Genomic DNA, 24,313 nt, shown 5'->3' on the forward strand with positions numbered 1-24,313 from the left:
CGGACCCTGCGTCACCCGCGCGCATCGCGATCCCCCGATCGCATCACGCGCCTATACTCGCGCCTTCGCCACCGGGACGCCCGGCCATGCCCGCCGCCATCGCACGTGCCGCCGCGCCACACGCGGATTTCCTCGGCCATCCCAAGGGCGTTTTCGTCTGCTTCTTCACCGAGATGTGGGAGCGCTTCTCGTTCTACGGCATGAAGGCGCTGCTGCTGCTCTACATCCTCAAGTACCACCTGTTCGGCGACGATGCGGGCTTCGATCTGCTCGGCGCGTATGGCGGCCTGGTGTACGCGGTGCCGGTGATCGGTGGACTGCTGGCCGATCGCTATCTGGGCATGCGCAAGGCGGTCGTGCTCGGCGGCGTGCTGCTGGTGCTCGGACATCTGGGCATGGCCTACGAGGGCGAGCAGGCGCGCATCGTCGATGGCGCCGTCATCCGCGATGCAGCCGCGCTGCAGGTGTTCTACCTGTCGCTGGCCCTGATCATCATGGGTGTCGGATTCTTGAAGCCGAACATCTCGACGATCGTCGGCAAGCTCTATGCGCCGGACGATCCGCGGCGCGATTCGGGGTTCACGCTGTTCTATGCCGGCATCAACGTCGGCGCGCTGTTCGCGAGCCTGGTCTGCGCGTTTCTGGGCGAGACCTACGGCTGGAAGTACGGCTTCGGCGCGGCCGGTATCGGCATGATCGCCGGGCTGATCGTCTTCATCTGGGGCCAGAAGTATCTCTACGGCCTCGCCGAGCCCAACGACCCGGCGAAGCTGCGCGAACGCGTCGGCCCGCTGTCGCGCGAATGGTGGATCTACATCGGCAGTTTCGCCGGGGCCGCACTGGTCTGGCAGCTGATCCAGCGTACCTGGACCGTGCACGGCGCGATGCATCTGATCGCCGCCGCGCTCGCGGTGTGGTTCGTCTGGTTCCTCGTGCGCCACTGCACCAAGGTCGAGCGCCAGCAGATGCTGGCGCTGGTGCTGCTGATCGTCGGCGTGCTGATCTTCTTCACCCTCTACGAGCAGACCTACGGCGCCTGGGTCACGTTCACCGACCGCATGCTGACCAAGGACCTGTTCGGCCTGACGCCTGCCGATTACCAGCCCGGCATTCCGTGGGCGATGTTCGCGCTCGGGGCCAGTCCGATCCTCATGGTCACCGCGTTGCGCGCCAGCGACCGCGGCCATGGCGGGCTGGCGAAAACGGCCGTCATCGCGATGGTGGTCGGCCTGGCGATCGCACTGGTCCACGACGTGGTGCTGGTGCCGCAGACCGCCGGCTCGCTGACCTTCCACGGCGCGTTCTTCATCGTCGTGCTGGCGCCGATCTTCTCGTGGCTGTGGCCGTGGCTGGACCGTCGCGGCCTCAACCCGAGCAAGCCGGCGAAGATGGCGATCGGCCTGGTGTTCGCCGGCCTCGCCTTCGTGCCGCTGATGCTGGCCGCGCAATCGGCCGGCACCGGCGTGCTCGCCAGCGTGTGGTGGCTGGTGCTGGCGTATTTCCTGCTGGAACTGGGCGAAATGTGCCTGTCGCCGATCGGCCTGTCCGCGGTGACCCAGTTGTCGGTCGCGCGCGTCGTCGGCCTGATGATGGGCGCATTCTGGCTCGCGACCGCGTACTCGGAAGTGCTGGCCGCGCAGTTCGGCAAGCTGACCTCGATGGACGTTCCCGCGGGCGAGGCCTTCGACATGGCGGCGGCTGCGGCCAAGTACGGCGAACTCTTCCAGCTGATGCTGTGGCTCGGCGTCGGGTCAGGCGTTGCCTACTTCGTGCTGGCGCCGCTGGTCCGGCGCTGGATGCACGGCGTGCGTTGAGACGTCGCGCAGCCGTGTACACAAAAAAGGCCCGCTTCCGCGGGCCTCTTATTGCCGCCGGATTGACGGTCAGAACGGGATGTCGTCGTCCGAGAAATCGTCCATCGGCGCAGGCTGCTGCTGCGGCGCCGGGCGACGCTGCTGCTGCGGCGGGGAATCCGGGCGGTCCTGGCGCTGCGGCCGGCTGCTGCGCTCGTAATTTCCACCACCACCACCACCGCCGCCACCACCACCTTCACCGCGGCCACCGAGCATCTGCATCTCGTCGGCGATGATGTCGGTCGAGTACTTCTCCACGCCGTCCTGTCCGGTGTACTTGTCGTAGCGGATCGAGCCTTCGACGTAGACCGAGCTGCCCTTGCGCAGGTACTCGCCGGCGATCTCGCCGAGCTTGCCGAAGAACACCACGCGGTGCCATTCGGTGCGCTCCTGCTGGTTGCCTTCCTTGTCCTTGCGCACGCTGGTCGTGGCCAGGCTGATGCGCGTGACGGCCATGCCGCCCTGCGTGTACTTGGTGTCGGGATCGTTGCCGAGGTTGCCGACCAGGATCACTTTGTTGATGCCACGGGCCATGAAGATGCGTTCCTTGGATGGGCGCCGGCGCGGAATCCGGCGTGGGGCGACATTGGCCGTGAAGTATACCGTCCGCCCCGCCGGGGTTCCGGCCCGGGATCCGCCGCGCGGCGGCGTCGGCAGTCTCCTATAATTCCGGGCCTGCACCGCCCCGGACCCCGCATGAATCCCGCCGCCGCCACGCCCGCAGGGCTCGACCTGCCGGCGATCCAGTCACTCGCCGCTCCGGACATGGCCGCGATCGACGCGCTGATCCGCGACCGGCTGGCGTCCGACGTGGTGCTGATCAACCAGGTCGCCGAACACATCGTCTCGGCCGGCGGCAAGCGCCTGCGTCCGATGCTGGTTGCGCTGGCGGGCCATGCGACCGGGCGCGTCGGCGCTGATCACCACCAGCTGGCGGCGATCGTCGAATTCATCCACACCTCGACCCTGCTGCACGACGACGTCGTCGACGAATCCGACCTGCGCCGCGGCCGGCGCACCGCGAACGCGATCTGGGGCAACGCGGCCAGCGTGCTGGTCGGCGATTTCCTGTATTCGCGCAGCTTCCAGCTGATGGTCGAGCTCGACCGCATGGACGTGATGCGGATCCTCGCCGACACCACCAACCGCATCGCCGAGGGCGAGGTGCTGCAGCTGCTGCACGTGCGCAATCCCGACACCGACGAAGCCGCGTACCTCGACGTCATCGAGCGGAAGACGGCGGTGCTGTTCGCCGCCGGCACCCAGCTCGGCGCGCTCGCCTCGGGCGCGGACGCAGCGACGGTCCAGCGCCTGTCCGACTACGGCATGCAGCTGGGCTACGCGTTCCAGATCGCCGACGACGTGCTCGACTATTCGGGCGACGCCGACGCACTGGGCAAGAACCTCGGCGACGATCTGGCCGAGGGCAAGATGACGCTGCCGCTGATCCACGCGATGGCGCATGCCGCGCCGGAGCGCCGCGCGCGCCTGCGCAGCATCGTCGAGCAGGGCGAGGTCGATGCCCTGCCCGAGGCGCTGGCGGCGATCGATGCGGCGGGCAGCATCGACTACAGCCGCGCGCGGGCAACGGGCTATGCCGAGGCCGCGGAACGTGCCCTCGACGGATTGCCCGAGAATCCGGCACTCGCCGCGCTGCGCGGCTTGGCGCGTTACGCGGTCGATCGCGGGCACTGACGGGTCCCGCACCGCGCGAAGTCGTCCAACAGGGACGCATCTCCTGCAGGAGCGCGCTGGCGCGCGACCAGGCGTTTCTTCCAGACCATGTGCGATCGCGTGTGACAGCTTTTTTGCCGAGAAGCGCGGTCGCGCGCGAGCGCGCTCCTGCAAGCGGGCTGACGCGAAGGCGGTCGTCGATTGCAGTGATCGCCCCCGGCCGACTCAGGCGATACCGATGCCCGGAATCGCCGTGATCGCGTCGGGATCGAAGCCGCCCAGCGCGGCGAAGTGGCGGCCGCGCGCGGTGTAGTCGCGATACGCGCCGAAGCTCGGCGCGCCGGGCGACAGCAGCAGCACGCCCTCGCCGTCCAGCGCCGCGCGCGCCTGCCCGATCGCCGATTCGAGATCGTCGGCTGCCGACAGTGGGAAGCCGGCGTCGCGTGCGATCGGCGCGAGCAGGTCGAAGATGCGCGGGCCGTTCTGGCCCATGGTCACGATCGCGTGCGGCGCGCCGCTGCGCATCGCGTCGGCGAACGCCTGCCAGTCCAGCCCGCGGTCATGCCCGCCGACCAGCAGCGCGACACGCCGGTCGCGATAGACATCCAGCGCGGCGAGGCTCGCGTGCGGCGTCGTGCTGATCGAATCGTTGACCCACAGCAGACCGTCGTGCGTGCCCAGCGGCTGCAGGCGATGCGGCAGTGGCACGAAACCCGCGGCGGCCGGGGCCAACGGCACGGCGTCGAGCCCGAGCGCCTCGATCGCCGTCAGGACGCCGCAGAGATTGCCGCGGTTGTGACGCCCCGGCAGCGGCAGGCCGGCGGTGTCCATGACGGCCGCATCGCCGCGATGCAGGACGTCGCCGCGCAGGTGCCAGCCCTCGGGCGTGCCGAACCAGCGGATCTCGCTGTCGGGCAACACCAGCGCGACGAGCCGCGGGTCGGCCGCATTGAGCACGGCGATGCGCGGGCGCGCGGCCGTCAACAGGGCGAGCTTGTCGTCGATGTAGCGCTGTTCGCTGCCGTGCCAGTCCAGGTGCTCGGGGAACACGTTGGTGACGACGGCAATCGCGGGGCGCACACCGCTGCAGGCGACGTCGCGCGTCTGGTAGCTCGACAGCTCGATCGCCCAGGCCTCGGCTTCGACGTCGAGCAGTTCCAGCAACGGCAGGCCGATGTTGCCCGCCAGCGCCGTGCGCAGGCCGTGCGCGCGCAGCAGATGCGCGAGCAGTGCGGTCGTCGTGCTCTTGCCCTTGGTGCCGGTGACGCAGACCGTGCCGGACGCGACGCCGCCGGGGGCGGCGCGCTCGGCGAACCACAGCGCGGTGCCGCCGATGAAGCGCGTGCCCTGCGCGGTGGCCGACCGCGCGTCGGGCGCATACGGGCTGATGCCCGGCGACTTGATCACGACGGCGCAGGCGGACAGCTGCGTGGCATCGACCGTGGTCGCGATCCGCAGCCGCGGATCGCCGAGCGACGCCGCATCGGCGACTTCATCCGCGCTGCAGAACAGCGTCAGCGGCAGCGCCGGCACCCGCGCGCGGATCGCCCGCCACGCCGCGCGGCCTTCGCGGCCCCAGCCCCACAGCGCGATGCGGCCGCCGCCGGCCGCGATCGCCTCAAGCTGCGAGATGCGCACGCAGACCGTCCCACAGCGCGGGCGGAATCCGGTGCTCGTCGTCGACGACCAGCAACGACGCGATGTCGGCCACGTCGTCGCCGAGCTGCGGCAGGATGTCGCGCGCGAAGCGGACGACGACGGCGTCCTCGCGCCACTCCGGCCGCTGGGCGAGCGCGGCCAGCGCCGCGCGCGATTCGCGCCCTTCGCCGACGCACTCGAACGGCTTGTGGTCGCGGTATTCCAGCAGCGCATCGAACCCCGGGATCTGCGCCGGATCGTCGAGCAGGTTGCGGCCGAAGATCGCCACCAGGCGCGGCTTGGGCATGAACGGCGCCAGCGCCAGGAACACGAAATGGCACTTCGGGCAGATGCCGCACCAGCGGTTCACCGGCCGCTCGCCGAGCAGATGGAAATTGCGGTTGCAGCTGGAGAAATACGCGTCGTAGCGGTCGGTCTTCGCGAACTGGCGGGCCACCGCGAGTTCCGACAGCGGCCGCAGCAGCGAGTAGTAGTGCAGGTCCGCGGCGACGTGTCGCTGCACGTGATCGCCGAACGCCCGCTCGAACGCCCAGCCCTTGGACCACTGGTGGTTGACCTCGCGCGTCGTTGCGCCGTCGGCATCGACGATCAGGCTGCCGTAGCTGGCCGAACGTTCGTTGGAGAACACCACCTGGTCCACGCCGTGCAGCACAGCGGCCAGCACGAGGATCGCCGAATTGATCGCGGTCACCGGGATGTGCCCGTTCCACGCGCCCTGGCGGTTGTAGTCGAACAGCTCCGGCGCCAGCTGGCGGCCGATGTTCAGCGTCGGAAACCCGGTGCGCTCCGCGCAGACGCGGATCAGCTGCGAGCCGCCGATCCAGCTGACGGTCTGCTCGATGCCCAGCGCGCGCAGCGCCTCGATCGAGACCAGCGAATCCTTGCCGCCGCCGATCGCGACCAGCGCATGCGTGCGAAGACCGAGCGCGGTTGCTTCTGCATCCGCAGGTGCGTCATGCGGAAAGCGGATCTTGCCGTGGAGATCCAGGCCGTTGCGGTACGCGAACTCGCCGAGTCCGTGCACGTACACGTCCTCGAGCAGCGCCGCGGTGTCCGCATCGATCGCGTAGTCGTCGATCCGGATGTCCGCCGGCACCGCCGCCTTGTAGTAGCTGACGCCGGCGATCAGATGCAGCAGGCGCAGCGCGCGGGTCACCGCGGCCCCGCGCGGCGCGTCGAGCGCGAACGGCGCTCCGGGCACCGTGACGGTCTCGACGAGCTCGGCGCCGTCGTCGAAGGCGTAGACGAGTTGCGCGATGCCGGTGGCGGCATCGAAGCCGCACCGGACGAAATGGAAAACGCGCACCGAATGCTTGTCGAAAGTGGTCATGCCCGGCCTGCAGCTGTGTCGCCCGCGCGCCGCAGATGGCGACGGCAGGCGACGTAGTGAAGGAGCAGCGCGGGCACGAGCCCGACGCCGATCGAAATGAGGGCGACGTACGCCATGACGAAGGCGACGTTGCCCAAGGGCGGCGCCGACAGGAACACGTCGCCCGCGAGCGGCGCGCCGCGGAAGGCCTGGTCGAGGGTCACCAGCACCACGGCGACGCCGAGGAACAGCAGATAGGCGATGCCGACGACCCGCAGGGCCATGCCGAATGGCCGTCCACCCGACCGCGTCGTGTCGTCGCGGCGTGCCACCCGGGCAGCCGAGAACGCCGCCACCGTCACCGCGGCGAGTGCCAGACCCGCCCAGGTCAGCGGCCAGTCGATGACGTCGCCGTCCGACGCGACCGCGAAGCCGATCGCGGTCGGCACCGCGAGCGTGGCGGCGATCGCCGCGCTTTCCAGCACGAAACGCCGATCGGCGCGCATCGCGCCTCCGCCCGCCTGCCGCTGGCGCTCCGGATCAGACATCCAGCACGTCTTCCTGCGGCAATCCGCGCAGGTTGTAGTTGTTCGCGATGACGTAGCCGTAGGCGCCGGCATCCGCGACCAGCATCGCGTCGCCTTCCGCCGTGGCCTCGGGCAGCAGGCGTCCGTGGCCGAAGACGTCGCTCGATTCGCAGATCGGACCGACGATCTCGAACGCGGAGTCGGCGGGCGACGCCCAGCGCGCCAGGTTGTGGATGCCGTGCCAGGCGTCGTACAGCGCGGGGCGCATCAGCGAATGCATGCCGGCATCCAACCCGACGCGGCGCACGCCCTGCTTTTCCACCACCTGGGTCACCTCGGCCAGCAGGACACCGGCTTCGGCCACGAGGTAGCGACCCGGCTCGATCGCCAGCCGGTAACGCGGCCACGCCGCCTTGATCTCGGCCAGTCCCTCGGCCCAGGCGTCGAGGTCGAACGGCGCATCGTCCGGCCGGTACGGAATCGTCAGGCCGCCACCGATGTCGATGGTGTCGACGGTGCCGATGCCGTCGGCGACCGCCGCGAGTTCCGCATACACCTCGCGCCAGTGCCGCGGCTGGCTGATGCCGCTGCCCAGGTGCGCGTGGATGCCGGTGATGCGCACGCCGAGATCGTGCGCGGCCGCGACGAAGGTCTCGACCGCTGCCACCGGGAAGCCGAACTTCGACGCGGTGCCGCCCGTGATCACCTTGGCGTGATGGCCGTCGCCGCGCCCGAGATCGATGCGCAGCCACAGGTCGCGACCGCGGAAGGTCGCCGGCCAGTTGCGCAGCGCCTCCACGTTATCGAGCGTCACCGTCGCACCGCGTGCATAGGCCGCCTCGTACTCGCGGCGCGGCGCGAAGCTGGGCGTGAACAGCACGCGCGACGGGTCGAGGTCCGGCAGGGTCGCGAACACGTGCTCGAGTTCGCCCTGCGACACGCATTCCAGCCCGAAGCCTTCGGCGTCCAGCGCGCGCAGGATCGCCGGGTGCGGATTCGCCTTGATCGCGAAGAAGCGGCGATCGATCGGCGCGACCGCCTGCAACGCACGCGCACGCTCGCGCACCGTGGGCAGGTGGTAGACGTAGCGCGGCGTGCCCTCGCCCGCCAACGCCAGCAGGCGCGTGCGTTCGGCCTCGGCCTCCCACCATCGGGCGACGCGCGCCGGCTTGCCGAACTGGATCTCGTGCCAGCTCGGGCCGAACACGCTGGCATCGCCGACCGGCATCGCGCCGCTGTCGATCAGCTCGGCGTGCAGCACCGGCAGCAGGCCGTCGGCGTCGGCCTCGTCGATGACGAATGTCAGGTTGAGATCGTTCGACGACTGCGAGATCAGATGCACGCGTTCGCGGCCGAAGGTGGCCCAGACGTCCGACAGCTTGTGCAGCAGCGAGCGCATGCCGCGACCGACCAGGGTGATCGCCGCGCACGGCGCGATGACCTTGACCCGGCAGATCTCGGCCAGATCGTCCGACAACCGCGCCAGCACGTCGGTACTGACGAGGTTCTCGCTCGGATCCAGCGACACGGTGACGTTGGTCTCCGAGGAGCCGATCAGGTCGACCGACAGGCCATGCCGCTTGAAGCGCTCGAACACGTCTGCGAGGAAACCAACCTGCTGCCACATGCCGATGCCTTCCATCGACACCAGCACGATGCCGTTGCGGCGGCTGATCGCCTTGACCCCCGGGACCGGCTCGGCGCTGCCGTCGATCGTCGTGCCCGGCAGGTCCGGGCGTTCGGTATCGAGGATCGCCATCGGCACGCCGCCATCGCGGCAGGGCTTGATCGACCGCGGGTGCAGCACCTTCGCGCCGGTGGTCGCCGCGTGAGCAGGCGCGCATCCGGCACGTCGCGCGGGTTGGCGCTGAACATGCCGGGCACGTCGGTCCAGATCTCGACGCGACGCGCGCCGAGCAGCGCACCGAAGTAGGCGGCCGAGGTGTCCGAGCCGCCCCGGCCGAGGATCGCGGTGCCGCCGTCGCCGTGCCGGGCGATGAAGCCCTGGGTCAGCAGCATCCGAGGCGCCTGCGCGTCGAAGCGCGCGCGCCAGCCGGCGTCGGGTTCGCGCTCGCAGTTGACCGACAGGCGCGTCGCCCAGTCGCTCTGGTTGGGCAGCGCGATCGCATCGAGGAAGTCGCGCGCGTCGCACCAGCCGAAATCCAGGCCCTGCGCGTGCAGGTACGCGGCGCCGAGCGTCGACGACAGGAGTTCGCCCTGCCCCAGCACTTCGGCCTGCCAGTCGAGCGGCCGCGTCGCCGCGCGTGCATCGACGCGCAGCGCCTGCAACGCGGCCAGGCGCGCACCGAGCACGGCGTCGACGTCGAGTTCGAGTTCTTCGGCGAACGCGCGATGGCGCGCGACCAGCGCAGCGACCCGCGCCGCGCTGTCGCCCGCGCCATCGGCGATCGCGGTCAGTTCGTTGGTCACGCCCGACAGCGCCGACACCACCACCAGCACGCGCGCCTCGCGCGACGCGTCCGAATGCTCCTGCGCCCGGCGTTTCGCCAGCCGGCCGATGGTGTCCCAGCGGTGGCGGCGCGACACGGAGGTGCCGCCGAACTTGAGTACGATCCAGCGATCGTCGGAGGAAGAGGACATCGGACGTGGGGTCTCGGGCGGAAGTCGGTCGGGGCGCACGCTCACCGGCCCCCGGCGGAACCCGACGTCTTTCCGGCCTCCCGCCCGGTGCCGGATGGATCCGCGCGTCGGGACCGACGATTCTAAAGCAAGCCCACCATCGCCGAGACCCGCCATGCCGACCCGCCGCTACCTGCAGCTCGATGTCTTCGCCGACCGGCCGGGCGCCGGCAATCCGCTGGCGGTGATCGTCGACGCGGACGGACTCGACGCCGCCGCGATGCAGTCGATCGCGGCCTGGACCAACCTGTCGGAAACGATCTTCCTGCTGCCGCCGACGGACGCGGCCGATTACCGCGTGCGCATCTTCACCCCGAGGCAGGAGCTGCCCTTCGCCGGCCATCCCAGTGTCGGTGCGGCCTGGGCGGCGCTCGACCAGGCGCTGGCGACGCCGACCGGCGACCGTCTGGTCCAGCAGTGCGCGGCGGGCCTGCTGCCGGTCCGGATCGCAGGCGACGCGGCGCATCGCACGACATCGGTGCGCGCCCCGCGCGGGGTCGAGCGCAGCGCGCCCGGGTCCGCCTCGCCGCTGCGCGCGCAGGTTCTCGCCGGATTCGGCGCGTCCGAGGCGCCCTGTGCCCTGATCGACAACGGACCACGCTGGTGGTGCATCGCACTGACCGATGAAGCCGCGGTGCGCGACGCCCGGCCACCGTTGGACGCGATCGCCGCGTGGTGCCTGGCGACCGGCGCGGTCGGCGTCGCGATCTTCGCGCCGACCGGCGACACGGCCCTGCCGCTGGTGGTGCGCGCGTTCTGCCCCGCCGACGGGATTCCCGAAGATCCGGTGACCGGCAGCGCGAATGCGGCAATCGGTGCGTGGCTCGCGGCGACCGGCGGACTCGACGCCATCGGCCCGCGCTACGTCGCCAGCCAGGGCCGCGAAGTCGGTCGCGACGGCCGGGTCACGGTCGAAGTCGACGCCGAGGGCGAGGTCTGGAACGGCGGCACGGTGCAGGCGGTGGTCCGCGGCCGCTTCGACTGGTGAGCGGATTGGTAAGCTGTCGCGCCGCGCGGTCCCCTGCCATGACTTCACGCCGTTTCGTCCAGCTGGACGTGTTTGCCGACCGGCCCGGTGCCGGCAATCCGCTGGCCGTGGTGCTCGATGCCGACGGTCTCGACGACGCCACGATGCAGGCGATCGCCCGCTGGACGCGTCTGCCAGAGACCACCTTCGTGTTCCCGGCGATCGACGCCGACAGCAGCTACCGCATCCGCATGTTCAGTCCGCGCCGCGAGGTGCCGTTCGCCGGTCACCCGAGCGTCGGCACCGCGCACGCCGTGCTCGAGGCCGGACTGGCGACGCCGCGCGACGGCCGCCTGGTGCAGGACGGCATCGCCGGCAAGCTGCCGCTGGAGATCGTCGGCGACGGCGCGACCCGCACCATCGCCGTCCGCACGCCGCGCGCACGCGTGGTCGAAGTCGCCGATGCCGGCGATCCGCGGCTTCGCGCCGCGGTCGCGGGCCTGCCGCTCGGCGTGCTGCCGCCGGCGCTGATGGATGGCGGCCGGCGCTGGTGGATCGCGGAACTGGCCGACGAAGCCGCGCTGCGCGGCGCGACGCCCGACTGGACCGCGATCGGCGCGCTGGCCGAGGCAACCGAGAGCATGGGCCTGTGCGTGTTCGCGCGCTCGGACGATCCGGTGCACCACCTCGCGGTGCGCGCCTTCGTCGGTGCGACCGGACCGTTCGAGGACGCCGCCTCCGGCGCGGCGAACGCGACGCTCGCGGCGTGGCTGGCCTCCCGCGACGCGCTGCCGGGCGCGGACGGCCGTTACCGCATCAGCCAGGGCCGCGAGGTCGGCTACGACGCGATCATCGAACTGCATGTCGACGGCGACGGCGACGTCTGGTCGGGTGGCCGCGTGCAGACCGTGGTGCGCGGCACGATCGACTGGTAGTCCGCGCCGCGCTGGATCAGCGTGCGGCTTCGCCGGCGTCGCCCGTTTCGAGGCCATCGAGCCATGCCGACGCCGCGGCGGCGGTCCGCGCTGCCGCGTTTCCGAGCAGCGGCCCGACGTGGCTGGTCGCCGGCGACACCCACACCGTGGCCTGCCAGGCGTGTGCCCACGCGCGCGTGACCGCGGGCGGCACGTCGTCGTCGCGCGTCGACACCACGCACAGCACCGGGCACGCGGGACGCGCGACGGCGAGACCCGCGCCGGCATCGCGCAGCACCCGTCCGCTCTCGTCGCGCCAGCCCTGCATCGCCCGGCGCGCGGTGGCGGCATCGGCATCCGGCAGCGCGCGACGTGTCGATGCCAGCCGCGCATGCCGTCCCCACGGCACGACGTCCGGCCAGTGCCGCAATGGAAGATCCGCATGCCATGGCGCGGGCGGCAGCGGATTGACCAGGACCAGCGCATCCACCGCGTCCGCGCAGGCCGCGGCCAGCAGACCGCCGAGACTCGCGCCGACCAGGACGCGCGGCCGCGTCGACGGCATCGCCAGCGCCGCGTCCACCTGCCGCCGGTAGTCGTCGAAGCGCGTCGCGGCGAGTCCGGCCGCGACGGGGCGCAGATCGGGCGTGGCGACGCGACAGCCGCGCGCTTCGAACACCGCGCGCCACAGGTCCCATTCCCAGCCGCCGCCGCCGGCGCCATGGAGCATCAGCACGTCGCACCGGCTCATCCCTCACACCCGCGACGCGTGGCGCCGCCATGCCGCCGGTCGTCGACACGACGCGCTTGCGGCCGCGCCTTCGCATCCGCAGGGCGCGCGTTGCGCACACACGAAGACGCCGCGCCGGAAGCCCGGCACGGCGTCGCGATTCCGCAGGCAAGGGCCAAGCGGTCAGCCCAGCAGTTCGGCTTCCAGGCTGATCGGCACGGCCGACAGCGCCTTCGACACCGGGCAGTGCTGCTTGGCATCGTCGGCGAGTTCGCGGAACTTCACCGCATCGATGCCGGGCACCTTGGCCGTCGTCTTCAGCCGGATCGCGCTGAGCGTCGGGCCGCCTTCCATCGACAGGTCGACGTCGGCGCGCGTGTCGAGCGATTCCGGCGGAAACCCCGCGTCGCTGAGCTTGGCCGACAGCGCCATCGTGAAGCAGCCCGCGTGCGCGGCCGCGATCAGCTCTTCGGGGTTCGTGCCCTTCTCATCGCCGAAGCGGCTGCTGAAGGCATAACGGGTGTTGTCGAGCAGGCCGCTCTGCGGCGTCGACAGCGCGCCCTTGCCGGTCTTCAGATCGCCTGCCCAATGGGCGGTCGCGTGACGGGAAATTCCCATGGTCGTGCTCCTGTTCGGGTGGAAGGCGCCGAGCATACGCCGGCCTTCGTGACGCGCGCGTCCGGGATCGGGCGTGCACCTGCGCCCGGCATGCCGCGGCGTTAGGCTGGTTGCGTCCTTTCCGGAATCGCCATGACCGCCTCCGTTGCCGCGCTGCTCGCCGATCTGATGCTGACCCTACACGTCGCGCTGGCCGGCTTCGTCGTGGTCGTCGCCCTGGCGGTCGTGATCGGCGGACCACTCGGTTGGCGCTGGGTGCGTCGCCGCAGGTTGCGCATCACCCATCTGGCGCTGGTCGGGGTGATCGCGGCGCAGGCGTGGCTGGGCCTGCTGTGTCCGCTGACGGTATGGGAACGCGACCTGCGCCGGGTGGCCGGCCAGCCCGTCTACGCCGAATCCTTCGTCGAGCACTGGCTGTCGCGGGTGCTGTATTTCGAGGCGCCGTGGTGGGTGTTCGTCGCGGCCTATTCGCTGCTGGCCCTGCTGGTGTTGCTCGGCTGGTGGCGCTGGCCGCCGGCGTCCGCCGGCGATTCCGCTTCGAGGGACGGCAAGCGCACCCCGTAATCCGCCAAAAGACCCTGTTTTTTTGCGGTTTCCTATTGGCGCGGGTGTCGGGATGCCCTACATTCCGCTTGCCGGCACGTTTCGGCCAGGACACACACTCCATTTCTCGAGGGAACAAGACACTCATGGCAACGAAGAAGGCCACCACCAAGAAAGCAGCGCCGAAGAAGGCAGCGCCGAAGAAGGCCGCCGCCGCGAAGCCGGCAGCGCCGAAGCCGATCAAGGAAACCCTGAGCAAGTCGGCTCTGGTTGCCCACATCGCCGATGGCACCGGTGTTGCAGCGAAGGACGTGCGCGCCGTGATGGCCGCGCTCGAAGGCGCCGTGCACGGCTCGATCAGCAAGAAGGGCGCGGGTTCGTTCACCCTCCCCGGCCTGCTGAAGATCACGTCGGTCAGCGTGCCGGCCAAGCCGAAGCGCAAGGGCATCAACCCCTTCACCAAGGAAGAGCAGTGGTTCGCCGCCAAGCCGGCCTCGGTCAAGGTGAAGGTGCGCCCGCTGAAGAAGCTCAAGGACGCCGCCGCCTGATTCCGGGCGCGACATCCTGCGACACCGATCGGGACGGCTTGCGCCGTCCCGATTTCGTTTGGGCCTACGGGTGATGGTGGTCGCCTAACATCCGGCAAACGCCCCGACGGGCAAGATCGCACGCCTTCCTTCACCAACACGGAACGACCAGATGAGCTTCCAGGGTTTCCTCAATCACCTCCTGTCCTTGCAGGCCGGCGGCAAGTCCGCGTCCGGCGGTGGCGGCAGCCTGCTCAATGCCGACTTCGGCAAGGGCGCGATCAGCGGCGGTGCGCTCGGCCTGCTGCTGGGCAAGAACAAGTCGACGCGCAAGGTCGCGACCTATGGCGGACTCGCGGCGATCGGCGTGATGGCCTACAAGGCCTACGGCGATTACCAGAAGCAGCAGGCCGGCGCGGCCGCGGCGCCGCCGCAGACCGTCGATCGCCTGCCGCCGCCGCAGGCCGACCTGCACAGCCAGGCGATCCTCAAGGCGCTGGTCGCCGCCGCCAAGGCCGACGGCCACATGGACGCGCGCGAACGTGCGGTCATCGAAGGCGAGTTCGCGCGCATCGACGAGGGCGCCGATGTCCAGCGCTGGCTGCATGCCGAACTGGAGAAGCCGCTGGATCCGGCCGAAGTCGCCAGCGTCGCCACCACGCCGGAAATCGCGTCTGAAATGTATCTCGCCAGCCTGCTGGTCGCCGACGAGCAGAACTTCATGGAGCGCAGCTATCTCGACGAGCTCGCCCGCCAGCTGAAGATCGACGAGGCGCTGAAGCAGCGGCTCGCGCAGGAACTGCGCGACGCGCAGTAAGCACGAGGTCCGCGTCACGACATCGACCCCGCGCCGTCCGGCCGGGGTCTTTTTTTGCGCGCGTTGTCCGCCGACTCGACGATGCATCGACGCCCTGGCGCGCGGCAGCGCGCCGTGCATCTCACATGGCGTCACGGCCGCGGCCGGTAGCGTGCCGGCATGTCCGATCCCGTCGCATCCCCCTCTTCCCCGCGCGCCAGGCGCGATTACGGTCCGCAGCTGCGGCGCACCTTGCGGTTCGTGTTCACCCTCGCGCTGCTCGCTGCGGCCGGCCACTGGGCCTGGCACCAACCGTTCATGGCCAAGCCCCGCGCGATCTCGGCGCTGGCGACGATGCCCGCGCCCGTCAGCCTGGCGATGCCGGTCGAAGGCGTCGACGCGAGCCGCGTCGCCGACACCTACGGCGCACCCCGCGGCAGCGACCGCCAGCACGAGGGCGTCGACATTTTCGCCCCGCGCGGCACGCCGGTGCGTAGCGCTACGCAAGGCCTGGTGACCTCGGTGCGCGAAGGCGGCCTCGGCGGGCGTCAGGTCTGGGTCATGGGGCCGGGCCGGCAGCGCCATTACTACGCGCATCTCGACGACTGGGCGCCGCTGCTGGAACCCGGCGATCTGGTGCAGGCCGGCGACATGCTCGGCACCGTCGGCGACACCGGCAATGCGCGCGGCACGCCGCCGCACCTGCATTACGGCGTCTACGCCAGCGATGGCGCTTACGACCCGCTGCCGCTGCTGCTCGCGGCCTCGACCGACGCGACGGACGCGCCCGACACCGAGACCGACGCGGGCACATCGCGCTAGCATCGGCGGGCGCCGCGCCGGCGCGCCCGGATATCGCCATGTCCACCCGCTCGCGCTGGATCGCCGCCGTCGTGCTCGCCGTGGTTCTCGTCGGCTTTGGGGTGCAGCGCTGCACCCGGAACGCGCTCGACGATGCGTCCGCTGACGCGCCGATGGCCGGATCGACGCACCCGCCTGCGGTAGCGCCGGACGCCGCGTCCGCAGCCGTCGAGGCCGAGGCGGCGCGCGCTGCGCGCGCGGCGCACGACGCTGCGATGTCCGCCGCCGTGTCCGAACTCCACGCCTATCTCGCGGTGCTGTTCAAACCCGATCGCAGCGAGGCCGACGCGTACTGGGTCGACGGCGCACCCGACGCTCGCGGCGAAGCCGACCTGCGCGCGCTCGATGCGGTGCGCAGCGTGCGGACCGAGAACGGCCGCCCGGTGCCGATGACCGGCGTGAGCCCACCCGAGTCGCTCGAGATTCCGGTGCGGCTGCGTGTCGCGACCGATGCCGGCGTGCGCCAGTACACCGGCTATTACCGGCTGCGCCGCGTCGTCGCCGGCAACAGATGGCGCATCACGTCGGCCTCGATCACGGCTTCACCGTCGCGGAATTAAGCTGCCACCCGACGCCGGGGCGTCGCTTCGAAGAGAATCTCATGGACAAGCGTTTCTGGATCTGCGGCGTCACGCTCTCGGCCACCGCGCTGGTTCTGGGCTTTCTCGTGCACGGGGTGCTGCTGCGCGCCGACTATCTCGCGCTGGCGCCGTTGTTCCGCGCCCAGGCCGACGCGAACGCCAACGTCGGCTGGATCCTGCTCGCATATCTGTCGCTCGGCCTGGCGATGACCTGGCTCTACCGCTGGCTGCCGCAGCCACAGCGCAGCAAGCGCTGGCACGGCGCGCGCTTCGGTCTGGCGATCGCGCTGGTGTCGTTCGTGCCCTGGCATCTGCTGGCGCATGCGGGGCAGCCGTTCCCGCTGGCGCTGTCGCTGATGCAGATCGTGTTCGACGTGATCGCGATGCTGTTGCTGGGCCTGTTGCTGGCGTGGCTGCAGCCGCATCGCCGCGCCCTGCGCGACGCGCCGGAATGATGCGCGCGGGCCGTTGCTAATCCCGCATTCACGGCCGCTGCGTAGCGTAGCGCCATCGTCCGATCGAGCCCGCCGCATGCGCTACGTCTCCCGCATCTCCCTCGTCGTGCTGCTCCTGGGCGTCGCCGCGTGCACATCGCTTGGCGTGGTGTCGGCGTGGCTCAACGACCAGGTCGCCTTCACCGCGCCGCAGTTGCAGCGCCAGCTCGACAACCGCTTTCCACGCAGCTTCGAACAGCTCGGCGGGCTGGTGTCCGTGACCCTCGACAATCCGCGCCTGCAGATCCCGGCGAATGGCGAACGGTTGCAGCTGGACTTCGACCTCGGCATCGACGGCGTCGGCAGTGCCGACCGTCCCGGCCACCTGTCGCTGGTCAGCGGCCTGCGCTACGACCCGGCGACCCGGGGTCTGCATCTGGAGAACCCGGAGCTGCTGCAGTTCGACCTGCCGGGTTCCAACGCGCTGCTGCGCGGCGGTGCGCGGGGCGTGGTCAATTCCCTGCTCGCGGAATATGCACGGACCGAACCGGTCTACCGCCTCGATGACGACCTGCTGTCGAAGCTGCCGGCCGGCAAGCGGATCGGCACCGTGTCGATCGAGGACGCCCGCGTGGTGGTGCACCTTGCGCGTTGACCGGCCTCGTCGCGTGGGCCTGGCCGGCGCATGCGTCGCGTCGTTGCTGCTGCTCGCGGCCTGCGCACGCGAGGACGCCGCGCCGACCGTCGAGGCCAGCCAGCAGGCGCCGTTGCCACAGCCGCAACAACCGGGTGGCCCGCTGACCGCGATGCCGGGCGCGCCCGGACCCGGCGACGTGCCGCTGGGCGGCAGCCCACCCGCGCCCGCGCCCGCGCCCGCTCCGGTCGATCCGTTGGCCGAAGGCGGACTGCTGCCGCTGGAAGACAATCCCGAAACCGGTCTGGCGCCGACGGCCGAGTCGATCGCCGGCGACGCCGCGGCCGCGGCGCCCGAACCCGGCCCGGAAGCAGCGGCCGCCGTCATCCGCACCTATTACGCTGCGATCAACGCGCTGGACTTCAGCCGCGCCTACACCCTGTGGTCGGACGGCGGGCGCGCGAGCGGACAGACGCCCGAGCAGTTCGCGGAAGGCTTCGCTGACACGGCCGCGGTACTCGTCGATCTGGGCGCGCCGCGCAATCCGGGCGCGGCCACCGGCTCGCGCTTCATCGAGATTCCAGTGACGCTGCGCGCGCAGCAGCGCGACGGCAGCAGCCGGCGCTTCGCTGGACACTACGTCCTGCGCCGCGCGGTCGTCGACGGCGCCAGCAGCGAACAGCGCGGCTGGCGGATCGCGTCGGCGGACCTCCAGGAAGCGCCGCCGGCCACGCCGTGACCGGCACGGCGCGCGCGGCTCAGCGCTTGGGCTGCAGCATCGTGCCGGTGCAGGACTTCGCGCCGCAGCGGCAGGCCCAGAGCTTCTTCAGGGCCGGAGTCTGCCGCTCGGCCAGGGTGATGCCGTAGTTGTACGTCAGTTCCTCACCGGCGCGGATCGGGCGGATCGCCTCGATGAAGACCTTGTCCTTGTGCCGCTTTCCGTTCTGGTTCTCTTCGACGACGGCCTCGCAGTTCGGCGCGCAGCTGTGGTTGATCCAGCGTGCGATGTTGCCGTCCTCGTTCGCATCGATGACGTACTCGTCGTTGAGCGTGAACAGGAAGGTGTGGCCGTCCTCGTCGATGTCGCCGTATTCGGCGTCGACATCGGCGTGGGTCCGCAGCCGGCCCTTGTAACGCACGATGCGCTCGCCCTTGGCCAGCGCATCGATGGCGAACACGCCATTGCCGTGGATGTCCGACAGGCGGGCTTCGATCTTCTTGGTCTTCTTCGGCATCGTGCGCTCTGCACCGGGCGGGATGCCGGCATTGTCGCCAACATCCGCGCGCGACGCCATCGCACCCCGTCGCTTGCGCGATCGCGCAGTTACCTCATCGTCGGCGCGGTGCCCACGTCGCTGGCCCGGGGAAGAGTCATCGGGGATCGGCACCGGTCGCGTCGCATGTCACCGACGCGGCCCCCCTGACGAGCCGGCGTCGACGGCTGTGTCCGCAGGCCGTATTCGTCACCTCACGGGCGCGCACCGCTGCGCACGGCGGCCCGGCTCCCGTCACCGGCATCTGTGGGCCGCAGCGCAGCGCGACGCAGGCCGATCCGCTGAACCGCACGCGCCACCGGTTTGAGCGTCGGGACGCAAAAGCGTACAATTTTGGTCCCCTTTGACACCCTGCAGTCGTCCAGCATGTTGCGCGTCACCAAATTGACCGATTACGCCACCGTCGTGCTGACGGTCCTGGCGGCGCGGCCCGAGGCGGTCATGAGCGCGACCGAGCTGGCCGAGCAGTCGGGCCTCGAACCGCCGACCGTCAGCAAGCTGCTCAAGCCGCTCGCCCAGGCCGGCCTGGTCGAGGGGTTCCGCGGCGCGAACGGCGGTTACCGCCTGGCACGCGATGCGAGCCGGATCAGCCTCGTCGAGATCGTCGAGGCGATGGAAGGCCCGCTGGCGATGACCGAGTGCAGCCTGCACGACGGCCAGTGCGGGATTTCCGCCAAATGCGGCGTGCGCACCAACTGGCTGCGCATCAACGACGTCGTCGCCGATGCGCTCCGCCGCGTGACGCTGGCGCAGATGCTCGGCGACGCCGCGCGCCCCGTTCCCCATTCCACCGCAGGCGACGCGAAGCGCATCGACGCCCGCCTCGCTTCCGCATAGACAGTAGGCAGCCCATGGCCACCGACATCGCAGAACCCATCGCGAACGCCGAGATCCACGAACAGCTCGGCCGTCGTTACGACGCCGGCTTCATCACCGACATCGAATCCGACAGTTTTCCGCCCGGCCTCGACGAGGACGTCGTCCGCGCCCTGTCGGCGAAGAAGGACGAGCCCGAGTGGATGACCGAATGGCGGCTGGCCGCGTACCGCCACTGGCTGACGATGCCGGTGCCGCACTGGGCCAAGCTCGACATCGCACCGATCGACCTGCAGTCGGTCAGCTACTACTCGGCGCCGAAGGCCAAGTACGCTTCGCTCGACGAGGTGCCGCAGGAGCTGCTCGACACCTACGACAAGCTCGGCGTGCCGCTGCACGAACGCGCGCGGCTGGCCGGCGTCGCGGTCGACGCCGTGTTCGATTCGGTCTCCGTCGGCACGACCTTCCGCAAGGAGCTCGCCGAGAAGGGCGTGATCTTCTGCTCCATGTCGGAAGCCATCAAGGACCATCCGGACCTGGTGAAGCAGTACCTCGGCAGCGTGGTACCGGTCGGCGACAACTACTTCGCGGCGCTCAATTCCGCGGTCTTCTCCGACGGCAGCTTCGTCTTCATTCCCAAGGGTGTGCGCTGCCCGATGGAGCTGAGCACCTACTTCCGCATCAACGCCGGCCACACCGGCCAGTTCGAGCGCACGCTGATCATCTGCGAGGACCAGGCCTACGTTTCCTACCTCGAAGGCTGCACCGCGCCGATGCGCGACGAGAACCAGCTGCACGCGGCGGTCGTCGAACTGGTCGCGCTGGAAAATGCCGAGATCAAGTATTCGACGGTGCAGAACTGGTACCCCGGCGACGAGAACGGCAAGGGCGGCATCTACAACTTCGTCACCAAGCGTGCGGAGTGCCGCGGCGATCGCAGCAAGGTCACCTGGACCCAGGTCGAGACCGGCTCGGCGATCACGTGGAAGTACCCGTCCTGCGTGCTGCTCGGCGACGATTCCAGCGGCGAGTTCCATTCGGTCGCGCTGACCCACCATCGCCAGCAGGCCGACACCGGCACCAAGATGATCCACGTCGGCAAGCGCACCAAGTCGAAGATCATCAGCAAGGGCATCAGCGCCGGTCGCGGGCAGAACACCTATCGCGGCCTGGTCAAGGTGGGCAGCGGCGCGGAAGGCGCGCGCAACTACACCCAGTGCGATTCGCTGCTGATCGGCAAGCAGTGCGGCGCGCACACGTTCCCGTACATCGAGGTCAAGCATCCGACCGCGACGATCGAGCACGAAGCCACGACCTCGAAGATCAGCGACGACCAGCTGTTCTATTGCCGCGCCCGCGGCATTAGCGAAGAGGACGCGGTCAGCCTGATCGTCGACGGCTTCTGCAAGCAGGTCTTCCGCGAACTGCCGATGGAGTTCGCGGTCGAGGCCAAGAAGCTGCTCGACGTGTCGCTCGAAGGCTCGGTCGGCTGACGCGTCGGGCCTGACTCCCGCATGCGGGAGAAACCGCACGAACGGCGAACGAAGCCGGGCCAACCACGCCCTCGCGCCACGCATTCCTTCTCGCGCGTCCGCGCGAGGATTCGATGAATCCCCCTACATTCCAGAACTCCATTCCCATGCTCAAAATCGACAACCTCCACGCGTCCATCAACGGTCGCGACATCCTCAAGGGCCTGTCGCTGGACGTGAAGCCCGGCGAAGTGCACGCGATCATGGGCCCGAACGGCGCCGGCAAGTCGACGCTGGGCAACATCCTCGCGGGGCGCGACGGCTACGACGTCACCGGCGGCAGCGTCGCGTTCGAAGGCAAGGACCTGCTCGAGCTGGATCCCGAAGAGCGCGCGGCCGCCGGCGTGTTCCTGGCGTTCCAGTACCCGGTCGAGATTCCGGGCGTCAACAACACCTATTTCCTGCGCAGCGCGCTCAACGCGCAGCGCAAGGCGCGCGGCGAATCCGAGCTCGATTCGATGGAGTTCCTCAAGCTGGTGCGCAAGAAGCTCGCCGTGCTGCATCTCGACGACCGGCTGCTGCACCGCGGCGTCAACGAGGGATTCTCGGGCGGCGAGAAGAAGCGCAACGAGATCTTCCAGCTCGCCGTGCTGGAGCCGAAGCTGGCGATCCTCGACGAGACCGATTCCGGCCTCGACATCGACGCGCTGAAGAACGTCGCCGACGGCGTCAATGCGCTGCGCTCGCCGGATCGCGCGTTCCTCGTCATCACCCACTACCAGCGCCTGCTCGACTACATCAGGCCGGACGTCGTGCACGTGCTCGCCGATGGCCGCATCGTGCAGAGCGGCGGCCCGGAACTCGCGCTGCAGCTCGAAGAGAAGGGCTACACCTGGATCAAGGACCGCGTGGCGCCGGAGACGGTGGCCTGATGACCGCACTGCTCGATTCCCTCGCCGCCGGCTTCACCGGCGATGCGGCCCGGCGCGCGGCCCTCGATGCGGCGCTGCATGGCGGCCTGCCCGGCCCGCGCAGCGAAGCGTGGAAGTACACCTCGCTGCGCGCGCTCGAGCGCCGCACGTTCGTGCGGTCCGATGCGCCGACCCGGGTCGATGCTGCCGCGCTCGCCCACATTCCGGCGCCGCGCGTGGTGTTCGTCAACGGACGCGCGGACGCGACGCTTAGCGATCTCGGCGGCCTGCCGTCCGGCATCGGCGTGCGCGATCGCGATGCCGACGATCTCGCCTTCCCCGCACTGACCGATGGCCGTCCCGGCGACGCGGTGTTCCGGCATCTGAACGTCGCGCTGGCGACCGACGGTGTCGTCGTCCATGCGCACGCCGGTGCGCAGGACGCCGTGCTGCACCTGGTGTTCGTCGGTGCGCCGGCGGATTCGGATCTCGCCTGGCATCTGCGCCACGAGATCGTCGTCGATGCCGGCGCCGCGTTGTCGCTGGTCGAACATCACCTCGATACCGACGCGCACCGCCACCTCGACAACACCACGACGACGCTGCGCGTCGCCGAGGGTGCGCGACTCGACCATGTCCGGCTGCAGCACAAGGCAGGTGGCACGACGTCGTTCCTGCACACCGATGGCGAGCTGCGCGCGGATGCGCGCTACACGCGCGTCGATGTCGAACTCGGCGGCGGCCTGACCCGCCACGAGCTGGACATCCGGTTGACCGGCAACGGTGCCCAGCTGACCGCCAATGGCGTCCTGCTGGCCGGCGGCCGCGCGCACGTCGAAACCCGCCTGGGCATCCGTCACAGCGCGCGCGACACCAATTGCCAGCTGATGTGGCGCGGCATCGGCGCAGGCCGGGGTCGGGTCGTGTTCCACGGCGGCATCACCATCGATGCCGGCGCCGACGGCACGGATGCGCGTCTGTCGAACAAGAACCTGCTGCTGTCGAACACCGCAGAGATCGACACCCAGCCGGTGCTGGTGATCCATGCCGACGAGGTCCAGGCCGCGCACGGCGCGACCGTCGGGCAGCTGGATGCGAACGCGATGTTCTACCTGCGCTCGCGTGGCCTGCCGGCGCCCGAAGCGCAGCAGCTGCTGACCGCCGCGTTCGTCCGCGAGCCGCTGGCGCCGATCACGACGCCTGCGCTGCGCGACGCGGTCCAGGCGCGGCTCGACGACGCGCTGGCCGGCGCGTCGCCGGCATGAGCGCCCTGCCCCCGGTGCAGGCGACGTTCGACGGCCCGAGCGCGCCGACGTCGCCCCCGGGCGCGGCCGTCGACTGGGCGGCGGTCCGCGCGGACTTTCCGCTGCTGCTGCGCGAGGTCCACGGCAAGCCGCTGATCTATTTCGACAATGCGAACACGGGGCAGAAGCCTGCGTCGGTGATCGATGCGGTCGACGGTTTCTACCGCCGCCAGAACGCGAACGTCAGCCGCGCCGTGCACCAGCTCGGCACCGAAGCGACCGAGGCCTACGAGGCGACGCGCGGCAAGCTGGCGCGCTTCCTCAACGTGCGCGCCGATGAACTGGTGCTGTGCAGCGGCACCACGTTCGCGATCAACCTCGTCGCCTATTCCTGGGCGCTGCCGCGGTTGGGGCCGGGCGACACGATCCTCGTCTCGCGCATGGAACACCACGCCAACATCGTGCCGTGGCAGCTGGTCGCCGAGCGCACGGGCGCGACGATCCGCGTCGCCGAGATCGCGCCCGACGGCACGCTGGATCTCGATGCGCTGCAGCGCGCGATGACGGCGGACGTTCTCCAACGTGCTCGGCACCGTGAACCCGGTGCGCGAGATCTGCCGCGACGCACGCCGGCGCGGCATCGTGACCGTCATCGACGGGTCGCAGGCGCTGCCGCACCGCCAGGTCGACATCGCCGCCATCGGCTGCGATTTCTACGCCTTCACCGGCCACAAGATGTGTGGGCCGACCGGCACCGGCGCGTTGTGGGCGCGCCGCGAACACCTGCAGGCGATGCCGCCGTTCCTCGGTGGCGGCGAGATGATCAAGGAAGTCAGTTTCGACGGCACCGTGTTCAACGACCCGCCGCACCGCTTCGAGGCGGGCACGCCGAACATCGCGGGCTTCGTCGGCCTGGGCGCCGCGGTCGACTACCTCGACCGGCTCGGCATGGCGCATGTGGAGGCGCGCGAAGCCGATCTGCTGGCGCACCTCACCGAAGCGCTGGCGTCGGTCGACGGCCTGCGGATGTTCGGTACCGCGCCGCACAAGGCGGCCGTGGTGTCGTTCCTCGTCGAAGGCGCGCATGCGCACGATCTGGCGACGCTGCTGGATCTCGAAGGCGTCGCGATCCGCTCCGGCCAGCATTGCGCGCATCCGCTGCTGCAGTTCTACGGTGTCGCGGCGATCTGCCGTGCGTCGCCGGCGTTCTACAACACGCACGAGGAGATCGACGCCTTCGTCGCCGCCCTGCGCAAGGTCCGTACGCTGCTGGCCTGACGCGTTCGCGCCTCGGCGCTGTCTCACCGGAGAGCGCGGCGATACCATGGG

At 70.2% G+C, this 24,313-nt stretch carries 23 protein-coding genes and 2 pseudogenes; 17 read left to right on the plus strand and 8 right to left on the minus strand.

All coding sequences use genetic code 11. The annotated features are described in order from the left end of the window. Nucleotides 1-86 precede the first annotated feature (86 nt). Nucleotides 87-1,814: a peptide MFS transporter gene (locus tag CJ022_RS06865; protein ID WP_101925909.1), complete on the plus strand. Its 1,728-nt coding sequence runs from the start codon at nucleotides 87-89 to the stop codon at nucleotides 1,812-1,814. 69 nt (nucleotides 1,815-1,883) lie between these two features. Here the strand turns inward: CJ022_RS06865 and ssb are convergent, their stop codons facing one another. Then, on the minus strand, nucleotides 1,884-2,387 hold the full coding sequence (gene ssb / locus CJ022_RS06870; RefSeq protein WP_101925910.1) for a single-stranded DNA-binding protein: 504 nt from the start codon (nucleotides 2,385-2,387) through the stop codon (nucleotides 1,884-1,886). Between the two features lie 162 nt (nucleotides 2,388-2,549). Here ssb and CJ022_RS06875 point away from each other — a divergent pair, with 162 nt between their 5' ends. Beyond that, a complete protein-coding gene (locus tag CJ022_RS06875; protein WP_101925911.1) occupies nucleotides 2,550-3,548 on the plus strand; it encodes a polyprenyl synthetase family protein in 999 nt (332 codons plus the stop codon). 204 nt (nucleotides 3,549-3,752) lie between these two features. Here CJ022_RS06875 and murD read toward each other — a convergent pair whose 3' ends face one another. From murD to CJ022_RS06895, 4 genes and pseudogenes are all read right to left on the minus strand, one after another. Then, a complete protein-coding gene (gene murD / locus CJ022_RS06880; RefSeq protein WP_101925912.1) occupies nucleotides 3,753-5,165 on the minus strand; it encodes a UDP-N-acetylmuramoyl-L-alanine--D-glutamate ligase in 1,413 nt (470 codons plus the stop codon). Next, nucleotides 5,146-6,516 carry a UDP-N-acetyl-alpha-D-muramoyl-L-alanyl-L-glutamate epimerase gene (gene murL, locus CJ022_RS17435; protein ID WP_101925913.1) on the minus strand — a complete coding sequence of 457 codons (1,371 nt, stop codon included), beginning with the start codon at nucleotides 6,514-6,516 and terminating at the stop codon, nucleotides 5,146-5,148. Before murL ends, murD begins: the two co-directional genes overlap by 20 nt. Further along, entirely contained in the window at nucleotides 6,513-7,043 is a 531-nt protein-coding gene (locus CJ022_RS06890; protein ID WP_143703904.1) for a hypothetical protein, read from the minus strand. Before CJ022_RS06890 ends, murL begins: the two co-directional genes overlap by 4 nt. Further along, a pseudogene (locus tag CJ022_RS06895) lies at nucleotides 7,036-9,623 on the minus strand (bifunctional aspartate kinase/diaminopimelate decarboxylase). The gene CJ022_RS06890 and the pseudogene CJ022_RS06895 overlap by 8 nt, the downstream one beginning before the upstream one ends. A 154-nt stretch (nucleotides 9,624-9,777) precedes the next feature. On the opposite strand from CJ022_RS06895, the gene CJ022_RS06900 reads away from it, so the two are divergent. Next, nucleotides 9,778-10,650 (plus strand): PhzF family phenazine biosynthesis protein, encoded by an 873-nt coding sequence (locus CJ022_RS06900; RefSeq protein WP_101925915.1) that lies wholly within the window; start codon nucleotides 9,778-9,780, stop codon nucleotides 10,648-10,650. A 38-nt stretch (nucleotides 10,651-10,688) separates the two neighbouring features. Further along, the gene (locus CJ022_RS06905; protein WP_101925916.1) at nucleotides 10,689-11,564 is read left to right on the plus strand and encodes a PhzF family phenazine biosynthesis protein; all 876 of its coding nucleotides are present in this window, start codon (nucleotides 10,689-10,691) and stop codon (nucleotides 11,562-11,564) included. A gap of 16 nt (nucleotides 11,565-11,580) precedes the next feature. Here the strand turns inward: CJ022_RS06905 and CJ022_RS06910 are convergent, their stop codons facing one another. After that, nucleotides 11,581-12,294 carry an alpha/beta hydrolase gene (locus CJ022_RS06910; RefSeq protein WP_101925917.1) on the minus strand — a complete coding sequence of 238 codons (714 nt, stop codon included), beginning with the start codon at nucleotides 12,292-12,294 and terminating at the stop codon, nucleotides 11,581-11,583. Nucleotides 12,295-12,456: 162 nt separating this feature from the next. Then, a complete protein-coding gene (locus CJ022_RS06915; RefSeq protein WP_101925987.1) occupies nucleotides 12,457-12,891 on the minus strand; it encodes an OsmC family protein in 435 nt (144 codons plus the stop codon). A gap of 132 nt (nucleotides 12,892-13,023) precedes the next feature. On the opposite strand from CJ022_RS06915, the gene CJ022_RS06920 reads away from it, so the two are divergent. From CJ022_RS06920 to CJ022_RS06955, 8 genes are all read left to right on the plus strand, one after another. Next, nucleotides 13,024-13,455, plus strand: a complete 432-nt coding sequence (locus tag CJ022_RS06920; protein ID WP_101925918.1) for a DUF2784 domain-containing protein — start codon at nucleotides 13,024-13,026, stop codon at nucleotides 13,453-13,455. Between the two features lie 125 nt (nucleotides 13,456-13,580). Beyond that, nucleotides 13,581-13,982, plus strand: a complete 402-nt coding sequence (locus CJ022_RS06925; protein ID WP_101925919.1) for an HU family DNA-binding protein — start codon at nucleotides 13,581-13,583, stop codon at nucleotides 13,980-13,982. A 151-nt stretch (nucleotides 13,983-14,133) separates the two neighbouring features. After that, entirely contained in the window at nucleotides 14,134-14,778 is a 645-nt protein-coding gene (locus CJ022_RS06930) for a tellurite resistance TerB family protein (protein WP_101925920.1), read from the plus strand. A gap of 159 nt (nucleotides 14,779-14,937) precedes the next feature. Beyond that, a complete protein-coding gene (locus CJ022_RS06935) occupies nucleotides 14,938-15,579 on the plus strand; it encodes a M23 family metallopeptidase (RefSeq protein ID WP_101925921.1) in 642 nt (213 codons plus the stop codon). Nucleotides 15,580-15,617: 38 nt separating this feature from the next. Then, nucleotides 15,618-16,178, plus strand: coding sequence for a hypothetical protein (locus CJ022_RS06940; RefSeq protein WP_101925922.1), 561 nt, complete (start codon nucleotides 15,618-15,620; stop codon nucleotides 16,176-16,178). Nucleotides 16,179-16,219: 41 nt separating this feature from the next. After that, nucleotides 16,220-16,654: a hypothetical protein gene (locus tag CJ022_RS06945; RefSeq protein WP_101925923.1), complete on the plus strand. Its 435-nt coding sequence runs from the start codon at nucleotides 16,220-16,222 to the stop codon at nucleotides 16,652-16,654. A 76-nt stretch (nucleotides 16,655-16,730) separates the two neighbouring features. Continuing rightward, nucleotides 16,731-17,288, plus strand: coding sequence for a DUF1439 domain-containing protein (locus tag CJ022_RS06950; RefSeq protein WP_101925924.1), 558 nt, complete (start codon nucleotides 16,731-16,733; stop codon nucleotides 17,286-17,288). A 13-nt stretch (nucleotides 17,289-17,301) separates the two neighbouring features. Continuing rightward, complete coding sequence (locus tag CJ022_RS06955) at nucleotides 17,302-18,006, plus strand: hypothetical protein (protein ID WP_101925925.1); 705 nt, start codon at nucleotides 17,302-17,304, stop codon at nucleotides 18,004-18,006. Between the two features lie 19 nt (nucleotides 18,007-18,025). On the opposite strand, the gene CJ022_RS06960 is transcribed toward CJ022_RS06955, so the two are convergent. After that, nucleotides 18,026-18,502: an SET domain-containing protein gene (locus CJ022_RS06960; protein ID WP_101925988.1), complete on the minus strand. Its 477-nt coding sequence runs from the start codon at nucleotides 18,500-18,502 to the stop codon at nucleotides 18,026-18,028. A gap of 405 nt (nucleotides 18,503-18,907) precedes the next feature. Between CJ022_RS06960 and CJ022_RS06965 the strand changes: the two genes are divergently transcribed. The 5 genes and pseudogenes from CJ022_RS06965 to CJ022_RS06985 all read left to right on the plus strand — a co-directional run bounded on the left by CJ022_RS06965 (nucleotide 18,908) and on the right by CJ022_RS06985 (nucleotide 24,262). Next, nucleotides 18,908-19,378 carry an SUF system Fe-S cluster assembly regulator gene (locus tag CJ022_RS06965; RefSeq protein WP_101925926.1) on the plus strand — a complete coding sequence of 157 codons (471 nt, stop codon included), beginning with the start codon at nucleotides 18,908-18,910 and terminating at the stop codon, nucleotides 19,376-19,378. Nucleotides 19,379-19,392: 14 nt separating this feature from the next. Then, nucleotides 19,393-20,850: a Fe-S cluster assembly protein SufB gene (sufB, locus tag CJ022_RS06970; RefSeq protein ID WP_101925927.1), complete on the plus strand. Its 1,458-nt coding sequence runs from the start codon at nucleotides 19,393-19,395 to the stop codon at nucleotides 20,848-20,850. Between the two features lie 146 nt (nucleotides 20,851-20,996). Beyond that, nucleotides 20,997-21,761 carry a Fe-S cluster assembly ATPase SufC gene (gene sufC / locus CJ022_RS06975; protein WP_101925928.1) on the plus strand — a complete coding sequence of 255 codons (765 nt, stop codon included), beginning with the start codon at nucleotides 20,997-20,999 and terminating at the stop codon, nucleotides 21,759-21,761. Next, nucleotides 21,761-23,005, plus strand: a complete 1,245-nt coding sequence (gene sufD / locus CJ022_RS06980) for a Fe-S cluster assembly protein SufD (protein WP_101925929.1) — start codon at nucleotides 21,761-21,763, stop codon at nucleotides 23,003-23,005. Before sufC ends, sufD begins: the two co-directional genes overlap by 1 nt. Then, a pseudogene (locus CJ022_RS06985) lies at nucleotides 23,002-24,262 on the plus strand (cysteine desulfurase). The gene sufD and the pseudogene CJ022_RS06985 overlap by 4 nt, the downstream one beginning before the upstream one ends. Nucleotides 24,263-24,313: the final 51 nt, after the last annotated feature.

Origin of the sequence: Luteimonas rhizosphaerae (assembly GCF_002849595.1) — a bacterium.
Lineage (GTDB): Bacteria > Pseudomonadota > Gammaproteobacteria > Xanthomonadales > Xanthomonadaceae > Luteimonas > Luteimonas cellulosilyticus.